Source organism: Algoriphagus sp. Y33 (assembly GCF_014838715.1).
In the GTDB taxonomy this organism is placed as follows: Bacteria; Bacteroidota; Bacteroidia; order Cytophagales; family Cyclobacteriaceae; genus Algoriphagus.
In genome coordinates, this window is sequence record NZ_CP061947.1 from 3,729,094 (window position 1) to 3,741,328 (window position 12,235).

A 12,235-nucleotide genomic window follows, 5' to 3' on the forward strand; every position below is an offset into this window, starting at 1 on the left:
GTTAGTTGCCGGCGTAGTTGTATTCGTAATGCTCCAATATATGGCCGTCCTCGTTCTTGACGGTTTTCAGACGGTTGGCCGAGTCATACTCATAAATAAGCGTATATCCCCTGGGATCGGTCTTGCTGGTCATGCCCACCAATGGTTCATAGGTATAGGAGGTCATCATGGCATCTGCTGGATGAAGCCTGAGCTCATCTATAACCACACTGCTGCCTGAAATCGTGAGACTCGACGAGGTAATAGTCTTTTCTACCCACTTCCAAGTCGTCGTAAGGGATTCCGTCTGCCCGCTAACACTTACATTGCCCGTCCCCGATGTCCTCCTCGCCCAGAACCCGACCCGGTAAGGACTGGAGGCGGAAGCCGCAATCCCCGTCTTGGTAACCTGACCTGAACTTAGATTATAACCTTTCTTGCCTGTTTTAAAAATAGTTGTCGGAGTGCCTGAGTAAGTCCAACCGCCTTTGTCTGAAGTTTCGAAAGAGGTAAAAGAAATTTGGTTAGATGCGGTGTTTTCTGCTTTTGCAATCGTGTACTGCTTATCATAGCCCCAAAAATAACTTGTAATCGAACCTCCTTCTTTCGACACCATGCTAGGGTTCCCTGATCCATCGTAGTCATGGTAACGTATCCTGTTCTCCAGAGCAGAATTCCTCACTGCGGTTCTGATGGTCTCGGGCAATATAATCCCGTTACCCCACTCTTTATAGTCCGTACGGTTGGTGGACAGTCTGACCTCATTTTGATAAGTTTCCGTTTGTATGGGTTCTCCAACCCGGTTTTGGACGATTAATTTATCCTCTACCGGTGTCCTGACTGAAATATCATGTGCATATAGAATCTTTGTACTTAAAGTATTTCCTTTGCTGTCTTCTGACGTTGTCTTTGTCAACTGCAAATGGTTAGGGTTTTCGTAATAATAATTGGTAATAGTACTAAATGGTTTTTCTCCATTACCATCATATTGTATTTCTGTGGATGACGTTTTGTAAAACCAATTTTGTTGCATCTTGTGTTCCATAATATCCAGGTTTTCTAGCCTGCCTAACCCTAGATCTTCAGGAGTGCATATAAAATTAAACTTCTTCCGAATGTAAAACCCATATACAATGTTGTTTTTTCTGGAATCCCGGATATAGGTATCTATTTTTTCATGAAGAGGAACAAAGCCACCGTTTCTAACTTTAAAATAGGACACCTTTTTTTGGAGGCCGTCATCCCATCCTAAATTAACCTTCAGAGTCCCTTCTATGGGATCGCCCACAATATTATTCCCTTCAATATCCTGCCCTATATAATATTCATACTCTTCTGCTCCATTTTGAAAATCATCGCCAGAACTTACAGTTACATACCTGTACCTAGCTCCCAACACACTGGAGCTATAAAGATTACGTACACCCGACGAATTTAAGACTGCATAGTTTACGTCTACATAGGAACATGGGAATAAACTCTCCTGACACGGAATTCTGTCAGTTCTACCAGTAAAATACCAAGGATCGTTTCCTTTTATTCCGGACGACTGGCTTAAGGTTTCTTTTTTACCATAATAGACCTTTTTTGTTTCCAAGGGATCCGTCGGAGTGGCCTGTTTAACAATTTTGCTTATTCTCACTCCTCCTTGAAGTATCTCTGCGGGTATAACTTGTTTCTCTCCCGGTATATAACTAAAGGATAGTCCCCCGAATAAGCAGGGCCTATCAATAGATATGGAAATTCTGTAGCTGGAGTTCTTCTTCAATGACATGTACGCGTTGGGATGCATGTTATTGGGACCAAAACTGAAACTGTTTCCTAAAGCTATTGTTCCGCCCGCTCCTCTTTCGTAAAAGATATTGGTTTGAGCTGTCGTTAAATTTTCTATGGTGACAGTTGCCAATACATGATGCGGGGGAACTGCATCAGGGCTGCAAACATAATCGTTAACACTCACATCTTTATTTAGCTCAATTTCCTGATCGAATGTAATGTTAAGAAGGTTTCTAGAATTAGTAGTCCGGGCTGTACTACTATTGGTCTCTACTGGTAAAGAAACATTTACCGAAGGAGGGAGCACCTCTTTTGTTCCGTGATAAGTGTTAGCTTCAAATTCAAAGGCTGTATAGCCTTTGGTGGGGTATATGATCTTTTTCAGGGCTCCGTATTTGGAATAGACCGGATCGGGTTCTTTATCCGCCCCGATGTTAAACATTTCAAATCCAGTGGGCTTAAAATCTATTTTAGATGGATTAGGAAAAAAATAGTTGTTATTTTTTCCATTATAATACCCCCAATGATCTTGGCTAAAGGACAATCTCGCTGGCAATGATTCCGGACTGTAATATTCGAAAGAGTATTTCTTGTTCGGATCACTATAAGTAACACTTGTCAGGAAAGTCCTTGAATTAGATGTGGTCAAATAAGTGAGTGCAGCACCGTCGATGATCTTAGCTGATGCATCAAAGTATTTGATGTCTGATATCAGATAAGCAGCATTAAGTACCGGTAAATTTCTATACGAAAATACTACTCTTCCTTGGCTAGGCCTGTTACTGGTGATACTATCCAACTTCAAGCCCGCGATTCTACTCATAGTTGTTACTACAGGGCTAATAGTAAATGCTGGCCCCGTTCCCGACCCGCCGGCACATGAATTCTGTAAGGTCGGGTTTGCAACTGTTATACTTTGATGATTTCCTATGTCGTACTCGTAATTGATTGGGGAATAAGTTAAGTATATTTCATCTCCCTTAGGATGTGTAACTTTGCTTAGATGCCATCCCGTGATTACTTGACCCGACCATAAAGAATGCCCATCACCATAAGACCGAAACTGGGACGATTCTGTATTAAGAAAATAATACTTTATACCTTTGGTGTCAGTGATCAAAAATCCGTTCTCGTATTTATCAACCCGCAAGCCGCTCGGCGATAAAATAACAATATTCTTGTTATGATCTAATACAAACTGACCGGAGTATCCCTGAAAATGATAGACAAAAACGTCTAATTCATAATCTGGCTGTGAACCTGCAGTGATGCCGGCACCCAGGTTGTAAAAATAGTCGATGGCAGCACCACTTTCGTAATTCCCTATAATATTTTGTGGAATGGGAGTTGTCCTATTTTCATCAGGTCTTCCCCTGACGACCCTCGTGATCACCCCACCGGAATTTATGTTCCATCCTAAACCAACGTTACTGGTTAGCTGATCCACTTTTATCCCGTCGGAATGGTGATTTAAAGAAATGGGGATGCTTAAATTTGAAGTGCTGTAAGCAAAAATTGGAATTTCCGGGTTGATACTACCGGTAAAGTAACCTACAGGGGTCTGCCCATACTCCCCCAGTTGATAAGCTGAAGGAGAAGGGGGTATGATTTGGGGAAGGTTTATGTTGTTCTCCTGCCCATATAGGTGAAAAAACACCATTGAGAAAAAGAATAAACTGACAGTTTTCTTCAAATAACTGAACATTACATCTTTTATATGGCTACTCCCAGTAATTCTTTCCACAATTAAAAACAAGTACATCTATTTAATATTATATAGTTACATTTTTCTCTCTAGTCCTGTCAACCTTCTATGCCGGTCTCCCACCAACTTCTTTTATCACCCTCCTTTTGATAGGATTATGAAAACTTTAGACACATAAATGGTCATTTTTGCTGATATAGTTAAAGGCATCACTTCGTAATCCTTCGCAAACACATAGTCAGGTAAGTTGGCAGCTTCCTTTTCTCAGATGATGAAATATTGACTTACAGCTACCGGTAGAATACAGGGGGCATGCTAGAATAACCAAACAAATGCGGTGGAAAAACCATGATTTTATCCGTATCCAGATTTATTTCCCTATCACGTTCATATAAAGAACAAATTGTAATATCCAGATCGTCTTCATCCTCGTCATCTATCCCCTCTATCTCTCCTCCAGCCGCCAGAATAACTATGGTCGGGTAACCGGGATTGGTGACATCGCCGATGTAATTTCCCGAACAGTCAACGCTTCCGCCTGATGCGGGACAGTTGACAGTAACAGAATCATTGGAAGGCGAGGCCCCCGTCAACGCATTTCCGTTCTTATACCATTGGTAATTGGAAGGACTGCCCAGATTCTTGCCCACCGTGGTAGCCAGGGTTATGTTTCCCGTCCCTACACTGTAACTGGTCAATGCCGGATCCGACCGCTGGGGGGAGTAATAATTCGGCTGTGGCCAATACTGGGTCTTACTGCCCAGATCGGTAAAACTGTAGTAGTTGTGCGAAATCCTGAACAGGTTGGGAATTTTGGTCAACAAACACTGGGGCACGTCTCCCGTCAATTGATTCATCTGGGCATAGAACAAGACCAGATTGGGAAGTGAACAAAGTGTGGCGGGTATCTGGCCTGTCAGTTCATTGTAATCCAGCCTGAGCGTGTGCATATTGGTAAGATTCCCCAGCTGGGTAGGTATGCTGCCGCTGATTTTATTTTCTGTCAGGTTTAGGTACTGGAGATTTGTCATGCTCCCCACCTGTGTGGGAATCGGGCCTGTCAGTTGATTGGACAGCAACAAAAAATTGGTGACTTTCTTCAGATTTCCCAGCGTGGTGGGAAGTTGTCCCGTCAGCTTATTGTTATAGGCAAAAAACAATTCCAGATTGACCAGATTGCCGATTCCCGAAGGAATAGGCCCTCCTATATCGTTGTCATGGACACTGAATGATTTGAGCTGCAGAAGATTGCCGACAGAGGAGGGAATTATGCCCGCAATCCTGTTTTGCTGTACGTGGAAAAGTTCAAGATTGGAAAGGGTTCCGATAGAGGTCGGGATGGAACCCGTCAGATCGTTGTTGTACAGGTATAAATTTCTGAGATTGACAAGTGCCCCTATAGAATTCGGTATGGGACCAGTCAGCTGGTTGTCGTGCAGAATGAAATACCGCAGTGACGTAAGGTTGTCCAGATAGGTGGGTATCTGTCCTGTGAGGGAATTTCCCGAAAGCTGGATAACCTCAAGGGTACTTGAATAGCCTATGGATTGGGGAATATTTCCCGAAAGTTGGTTTCGGTCCAGGTGCATTTCTTTCAGGCTGGCCATTTCGTGGAAGACATTCGGCAATTGCCCGCTTAGATTGTTTAGGGGCAACAACAGCGTTCTCAGATAATCCAGATCCCGGATACTTGCGGGAAGTGTTCCCGTCAGATTGTTCCCGTTTAAGTGTATCCCCGTGACATGGCCGTCAAAATCCACAGTCACCCCACTCCATCCGTCTACCGACTGGACCACATTGGGATTTGCCGTACTCCAACCTACCTTGTTGGTCCAGTTTGCACCTCCCGTAGCCTGATAGATGGCCATCAATGCACTGTATTCAGCCTGGCTTGGCAACGCGTTAGAACTGATAGAAAATCCGGTACTGCTCTTGGATGCGGAGGGCTGGATTTTGCCGTGTTCTGAAGGGCGTATTTCTGCATCGACCCCAAGTCTCTCTTCCAATTCTTTGATCAGCCTGCCTGTCAGTTCTTCCAACTCCTCTTGGTCTCCGTCTCCGCCGGCTTTCTGCTGTTCCGAAGAGGCTGCTGACAAGGGGTTATGCTGTTGGAAAGAATCGTCCGGTCCCGAGGGAATCACGACTGTGACGAAAGATTCAGCAGTAACGAAGGGCTCGATATGATTGTAAAAACCATCAGTGGACGGATCGGACGTAGCGTCGGTACCAATCGATAAAAAACTGCCAAAGGCAGGTGAAGAAGCCTCTGCTGTCAGGGTAAAAACTTGGGGTGACCCTATCTGGATCAAAAAAGTCAACATTAAAAAAAGCTGAATGCTTTTCCTTCGATTATATAACAACATACTTGGATGGATAAGGGATTACTTTTCTATAATCCGTTTGTTGAACTGATCGGTATCGGATAAAATGGAATTGCAGTTTGGCAGGGACAGCCGACTCCCCTTTCCCGAAAAAGGATTGTGTTGAGTCGGTTTTTTCCGGCGTGGGTTGAATGGTATCCAACAAGCCGGGGACAGTTTTTATTGGCCCAATTGTTGTCTTTTCCGGTGTGATCTGAGCTAAGCTTTCGAAAAACAGGAAAAAAATCAATACAAAAATACAATATCCCTTTGCCATGCAACGTCAATTAAAGAATGGGGCGCATCTTACATTTTTTATTCTTAAATAAAAAATACCCTATATCGGGTATTGCAAGTCTCACCGAATTTTTCATCGGCATTCAAACGGATTATTTAAGTATATATTCGGCGAAAAAAGTGGTGTGCTTAAAAATTCAACTAAATCTCATCAAATTTGTAAATAACTGATTATCAGCAATAAAAATCTTTGTGATTTTTGAGAAAAAAATTAAATTTCAACCTTGAATCCGATTATGAGAAAAAAATCAAGCACTCCTCAACCTGATGTTGTAAGCTAATTTCATGTGTTTATAATTGTTTTCTATTGGCCACATGGAATCTCGCACGGTTTATAATCATCCCACTGTGTGTCGTCTTCGACATGCTCGATTTCATCTGTTTATAAGTTGATTTTCAATGGTCATATGGAATCTCGCATGGCTTATAATCATCCCAGTGTGTGTCGCTCTCGACATGCTCGATTTCATAAGATTTTCCTTTAATGTCATAATTGAGTTTATTTTTGGTTTGAAATCAGTATAGGTTCAGCCTTTAGCAATTCCCTTCCCGAAATCTCAAGCCCAGGATTGCGGTCTCCGTTCTTTTCAAAAACCTGGATTTTGAACTTCTTGGCATCGGATATGGTGAATCCAGGGAATGCAAAGACAGCCATGGAAGCGGATTTTCCCGGTACTCCATCAAAAGAAGTTGAGGAAACAGGATCCATACCTAAGCTCCTTATTGCGGTACGCTTGGGCTGCCGTTTGTCCTGCACGGTGAAATTCCAATTTTCGGAGAGGTAGTCCACTGTACTGTTGTTATCAACTGCCAGCAGCAAAAACAGCAAACCTCCTTTTTCCGCCACAGCCCCAGGCCCAGCCGAACCATTCCCTGCTTTTTGCCCCAGAAAACCTTATCGGGATTATGCTGCATCATGCGGTCGAGTACAGCCGAAACATCCGCAGCATAAGTATTCTCATATCGTATCGTTTTGAGTGAATAATTACCTGCAAACTCTCTGGCAGTAGCTACGCCTATGCCGACACTGGCACCCGTTATTAGTGTATAATTTATTTTTATCCTTTTAAAATTAAATTCACAAAGGAAAAAAGGATAAGCCGGCTGCTCGTAACAAAAAAGCCGAATATTGTGTAAAAAATGCTTATCAGTTAAACGAAGCTCTAAACTCTAATGGACTTTGGTTAGTTTTTGTCTTAAATAACTTGCTGAATGATTGAGGGTGTTCAAAACCTAAATCGTATGCAATTTCACTAACAGTCAAGTCAGTCGTTGATAACCTTTCTTTTGCTTTTTCAATCAGTTTGTTGTGAATGTGCTGCTGTGTAGTTTGTCCTGTCAATGTTTTGAGCAAGCTTCCCAAATAGTTGGGCGATACATTTAGCGAACCTGCAATGTATTGAGCGGTGGGCAACCCTTTCTCTAGTAGATTGTCGTTGGCAAAATAATCATCAAGTATATTTTCTACTCTTTCAAGGATCTGATGACTGCTTTTCTTTCTTGTTATGAATTGGCGTTGATAAAACCGTTCGCAATAATTAAGAAGCAGTTCTATTTGTGCTGTGATAATATTTTGGCTGAATTTATCAATATTGGAATGATATTCCCTTTGGATATTCAAAAAGATGTCTGTTATAACGGTTTCTTCCTTTTCTGAAAGAAAAAGGGCTTCATTTACAGCATAGCCAAAAAAATCGTATTGTTTTATGTTCTTCGCCAAAGATGTTTTCCAAACAAAATCGGGGTGAATGAGTAGAAGAAAACCCGTTGGTTTTACTCTTGGCTTTTCAACGGTAAGATGTACTAACTGACCTGATGATACAAATGATAATAATCCCTCATCAAAATCATACTGTTGTTGCCCGTAGCGGAATTTACCTTGAATGTTTCTTTTTAGTCCGATTGTATAAAAATTTTGTACCCAGCTGATTTCCTTTTCATCGGTCCGATATTCCACCAAACCATAATCTACCAAACTCACCAATGGGTGTTCGGGTTTCGGTAAGCCACTCATTTTGTGAAATTCACTAATGGTATCGAATTTATATATGCTCTTTTTACTTTTCATCCCCTGTTCAAATTTAAAAAAAGAGATAGAACATTAATCACTCTATCTCTTTTTAGTTGTAGAATTTAAAAATCAGTTGATTTGCTTAATGCTTCATTAGCACTCAACTCATTTTGCAAAATGCCAATTTTGGAATTTGCCATTCCTAAGGAGTCACTACCCATAAAGAAGTGTAAAGGTGGATTTTCGCTTTCTGCTAACTGAATGAAAGCAAGCGCTGCTTTTTCCGGGTCGCCTGGTTGCTTGCCGATAATTTGTGTATCGTGTACCACTTCCAGGTCTCTTGCTGCTTTGTACTCAGCAATCGGATTTTCGGCAAGACGAAGTGAACCTTGTAGAAGAAAGTTTGTTTTGAAATACCCCGGGTAAACAATGGTTGCTTTAATTCCCAACGATGTTGCTTCTGCCGAAAATGCTTCGGTTAAACCTGCAACGGCAAATTTTGTGGCGTTGTAAATTCCCCAACCCGGGAATGCACCCAAAAATCCTGCAATGGAAGAAATATTGATAATGTGTCCTGATTTTTTGTTGCGTAAGTGAGGAAGTACATTTCTCATCACGTTCAGCAAACCAAACACATTGGTGTCAAAATTTTGGCGGGCTTCTCTGTCGCTCAATTCTTCCAAAGTGCCTAGCTGTCCATAGCCTGCATTGTTTACGACAACATCAATGCCACCAAATGTCCCAATGGCTTTTGAAATGGCATTTCTCACACTTTGCTCATCCGTTACATTTACTTCCAAAGGAAGAAAATTTGCAGATATCCCTACTTCTTTTTCCAGACTTTCAACAGTTCTGGAGGTTGCAGCTACTTTGTAGCCTTCGTTTAACAGTCTTTTCACTAAGGATAATCCCAATCCTTTTGATGCTCCTGTTACAAGCCATACTTTTTTAGTGTCCATTTTTTTATGTTTTTAATTAATGAATTATTTACACAGCAAAGATGGAAAGCGTATGAGGCGTGGAAGTAATCAAAACAATGGTCGTTGTAGTAAAATCAACGAAAGTTATGCTAAGCTTTCCCTGTTGCCGATGGAGAAAACCAACTTATTTTAGACAATATCTTTCCTGAGTGGTTTATGAATAACCGGGCAAAGCATAAATTATCACAACTGGTAAAATGAAATCAAGGGGTTGACAGCCCCTTTTTTAATCGTGCCCCCGCACCTCCACCTGATCTCTCCGCTCCCTCATCGCAGCACTCACAAGCTTCTAGCACCCCACGCAAGAGTAGCCCATTCGCTGCCCTTGCTTTTGCCTTCGCATATCAATCACAAAAATAACCGACCGGGTCACGGGCAAATAGCAGTGGGGGTTGGCTCCAATATAAAGTATGCCTTATACAGAGGAAGACTGGACCGGAAGCCTTCAGACATTTATCGTAAACTCGGTTTTGAATCTTTGTCTCATTTTTCTGTGGCCTTCAAAAAAGAGTTTGGGATAGTCCCAGACTTACTTTTAAATAAAGACTAATTGGTTAACTTCGCTTAGTATGATCGCTAAAAGTTATGCGAAGTAACACTTTTCCCGAAAATCTGAGTCAAAACAAAGGGGTCTCTATACGCATCGTTTCTCCGGAGTTCGGGCATGTGTCGCCAGAGTCCACGGCTCAATACGGTCCTTCCCAACGGCTGCCCTATTATTTCTTTCTTTTCTTGCTGGAAGGGAACAGTCAGGAGGTTATCGATGGGGAAACTATCAGAGTAGGTAAAAATGAGCTTTTCTTTGCCTTACCCCATCAGATTAGGCAACTGGCTAGAAGCGACCATGGTGCAGACTATTATAAACTGGGCTTTGACGATGAGTGCCTTTCGCGATTGCCGAGAAAATTCCCATTTTTGCTCAACCCCCTGAACCGGCAGAAAATAAGCTTTCCGCCCGATGCTGCACCTAGGCTTTGTACTACATTTAAAACCTTAAATGACCTGCTGCGTACTGCCGATACTAATCCGGAACTGATCTTGGCTTACCTGAACAGCCTGCTTACAGAAATAAACGCCGCTTATTTTGTAATAGATAAAAAGCCTACGCCAGAAGGCCTTGATAAGTTTTTAGGATTCAAGCTATTTGTGGAAGATAACCTTACTGAGCAACCTGCCATAACGGAGATCGCAGAAAAGCTGGCCGTAAGCACGGATTGTTTGTATAGGATCGTAAAGAAGCATTCCGGCGTTTCGCCTAAGGAATTCATCACTGACCGATTGATCATTGAGGCAAGGCGTAGAATCTATCATAACCAAAAAACATCTGTAAAGGAACTGGCATTTGAGCTCGGTTTCAATGACCCCGGCTATTTTTCGCGTTTATTCAAAAAAGTAACCGGTAAAACGATAGCCGGCTTCTACCAAGATTTGTCCTTGTAAAAGCGGTTTTTGTCCGAACCATACTATTATATTAGCACCACCTTTGTCTAAAATAATTTAATTATGGACAGACAATTTGGTAAAATTTTGGTAACCGGCGCAACCGGCTTAGTAGGTTCAAGGCTTTTGCCCCGCCTTGTTGAAGCAGGATATGATTGTTCTGCACTGGTACGTGGCAAGGAAGCCCCTGCCGGAGTAGCAGCTATAGAAGGGGACTTGTTTAATCCCGCAACGCTGGAAAAAGCGGTAAAAGATGCGATAGCCATCATTCACCTGGCAGCCGTGTTCCGGTCACCGGACACGGATCTGATCTGGAAAAGTAATTTGGAGGGCACGCAAAACCTCATTGATGCCGTAAAACGCAACTCCCCGGATGCCCGCTTCATATTGGCAAGTACCAGTAATGTATATGATGCGACCAACCCCCATCCCGGGCGGGAGGATGATATGCTCAGCCCGCAACATGCCTATCCGGCCAGCAAAGTGGCTGCAGAAAAGGAGTTACGTGAAAGCGGATTGAATTGGTCGGTTCTCCGCTTCCCATTTGTTTATGGGGATGGTGACGGCCACCTGGAAGAATTGCCTAAGCATGTAGTCGTTGCTAAATTTCATCCGGCTATGCGGATGAGCACCATCCACCATCGCGATATATACACAGCTATGGTGATGGCCCTGCAAGGGATTATGGACGGCAGGATGGTCAATATCGCAGATGAGGCCCCAACGACACTATACGAGCTACTGCAGCTTGTTGGTGAACCAATGACCTCATCTTCAGAGCCTCTGGTGAACCCATGGCATCTGCATGTCGATGCATCTCTGGCCCGCAATTTAGGCTTTCAGGCGTCGGTAAGAACAGTCCATCAGGCGGTGCAGGAAAACCTGCTCTGACAATTTGCTTTCTTTTAACCGATCACGCCGGAATTACAGCAAAAAGGCGGGCGTCTTCTCTAAGCCAATATAACTAAAAGACACGTCATCTCCCCAGCACCATACAGAAAGCTCCTGAATATCTCAGGGGCTTTGAGTGCTTATGCCCCCTCACCTCATTTTTACCAAATGGTAAATGACTGTTTTACGATGTGCACTATCTTTATGTGATGGAAGGGCTTATAAATTTTATCCTGCAATTTGGTGACCTTAATAAACAGCAGATCGAATTTTTGCTGAGCAAGGTTCAAACGCTCGAATTCAAAAAAGATGATTACCTCTCGGAAGCCGGGAAGGTGCCCCGTTACGTGGCATTTGTGCTGGAAGGTGTTTTCCGCTTCTGTTATTATAACAACAAAGGCGGAGAGGTCACCAATTATTTTGTGGACGAAGGCAATTTTGTAGTGGATAACGAAAAATTTGAATCGCAGATCGCAGCCTCCGAATACGTACAGGCCGTTACGGACTGCAAGGTGCTCGTGTTTACCAAAAAAGACTGGGACGATATATCCGATACCATTGTGGGGTGGGAAATGATGAAGGCCAACATGGTAAAAAAGTGCCTGACACTGGCTATGGAGCGCCGCAGTCCGCTGGTGTCTGAAGATGCCACTACCCGGTACCTGTCATTCATTGAGGCGTTTCCTAACCTTATCAACCGCATCCCGCTTTCGCACGTGGCCTCATACCTGGGCATCACACAGCAATCGCTCAGCCGAATACGCCGCAACATCCGTTAACGGTGCTTTTTACCATT

The 12,235-nt window shown here is 43.0% G+C and carries 9 protein-coding genes; 3 read left to right on the forward strand and 6 right to left on the reverse strand.

The window, feature by feature from the left end; translation table 11 throughout:
- Position 1: 1 nt before the first annotated feature.
- From ID165_RS14915 to ID165_RS14940, 6 genes are all read right to left on the reverse strand, one after another.
- Positions 2-3,499: an RHS repeat protein gene (locus ID165_RS14915; protein ID WP_192085664.1), complete on the reverse strand. Its 3,498-nt coding sequence runs from the start codon at positions 3,497-3,499 to the stop codon at positions 2-4.
- A 251-nt stretch (positions 3,500-3,750) separates the two neighbouring features.
- The gene (locus ID165_RS14920) at positions 3,751-5,781 is read right to left on the reverse strand and encodes a hypothetical protein (protein WP_192085667.1); all 2,031 of its coding nucleotides are present in this window, start codon (positions 5,779-5,781) and stop codon (positions 3,751-3,753) included.
- 28 nt (positions 5,782-5,809) lie between these two features.
- Positions 5,810-6,097 (reverse strand): hypothetical protein, encoded by a 288-nt coding sequence (locus ID165_RS14925; protein ID WP_192085669.1) that lies wholly within the window; start codon positions 6,095-6,097, stop codon positions 5,810-5,812.
- Between the two features lie 519 nt (positions 6,098-6,616).
- The gene (locus ID165_RS14930; protein ID WP_192085671.1) at positions 6,617-6,964 is read right to left on the reverse strand and encodes a DUF4138 domain-containing protein; all 348 of its coding nucleotides are present in this window, start codon (positions 6,962-6,964) and stop codon (positions 6,617-6,619) included.
- Positions 6,965-7,264: 300 nt separating this feature from the next.
- On the reverse strand, positions 7,265-8,185 hold the full coding sequence (locus ID165_RS14935; protein WP_192085673.1) for an AraC family transcriptional regulator: 921 nt from the start codon (positions 8,183-8,185) through the stop codon (positions 7,265-7,267).
- A 65-nt stretch (positions 8,186-8,250) separates the two neighbouring features.
- Positions 8,251-9,087, reverse strand: coding sequence for an SDR family NAD(P)-dependent oxidoreductase (locus tag ID165_RS14940; RefSeq protein ID WP_192085675.1), 837 nt, complete (start codon positions 9,085-9,087; stop codon positions 8,251-8,253).
- A gap of 606 nt (positions 9,088-9,693) precedes the next feature.
- On the opposite strand from ID165_RS14940, the gene ID165_RS14945 reads away from it, so the two are divergent.
- The 3 genes from ID165_RS14945 to ID165_RS14955 all read left to right on the forward strand — a co-directional run bounded on the left by ID165_RS14945 (position 9,694) and on the right by ID165_RS14955 (position 12,218).
- Positions 9,694-10,548 (forward strand): helix-turn-helix domain-containing protein, encoded by an 855-nt coding sequence (locus ID165_RS14945; RefSeq protein ID WP_192085677.1) that lies wholly within the window; start codon positions 9,694-9,696, stop codon positions 10,546-10,548.
- Between the two features lie 63 nt (positions 10,549-10,611).
- Positions 10,612-11,439, forward strand: coding sequence for an NAD(P)-dependent oxidoreductase (locus ID165_RS14950; RefSeq protein ID WP_192085679.1), 828 nt, complete (start codon positions 10,612-10,614; stop codon positions 11,437-11,439).
- Between the two features lie 209 nt (positions 11,440-11,648).
- Positions 11,649-12,218: a Crp/Fnr family transcriptional regulator gene (locus ID165_RS14955; RefSeq protein ID WP_192085681.1), complete on the forward strand. Its 570-nt coding sequence runs from the start codon at positions 11,649-11,651 to the stop codon at positions 12,216-12,218.
- Positions 12,219-12,235: the final 17 nt, after the last annotated feature.

Bases quoted from the DNA above. Each gene is read 5' to 3' on its own strand.
- ID165_RS14920 (WP_192085667.1), bottom strand. From the start codon at position 5,781: ATGTTGACTTTTTTGATCCAGATAGGGTCACCCCAAGTTTTTACCCTG.
- ID165_RS14925 (WP_192085669.1), bottom strand. From the start codon at position 6,097: ATGGCAAAGGGATATTGTATTTTTGTATTGATTTTTTTCCTGTTTTTC.
- ID165_RS14935 (WP_192085673.1), bottom strand. From the start codon at position 8,185: ATGAAAAGTAAAAAGAGCATATATAAATTCGATACCATTAGTGAATTT.
- ID165_RS14940 (WP_192085675.1), bottom strand. From the start codon at position 9,087: ATGGACACTAAAAAAGTATGGCTTGTAACAGGAGCATCAAAAGGATTG.
- ID165_RS14945 (WP_192085677.1), top strand. From the start codon at position 9,694: ATGCGAAGTAACACTTTTCCCGAAAATCTGAGTCAAAACAAAGGGGTC.
- ID165_RS14950 (WP_192085679.1), top strand. From the start codon at position 10,612: ATGGACAGACAATTTGGTAAAATTTTGGTAACCGGCGCAACCGGCTTA.
- ID165_RS14955 (WP_192085681.1), top strand. From the start codon at position 11,649: ATGGAAGGGCTTATAAATTTTATCCTGCAATTTGGTGACCTTAATAAA.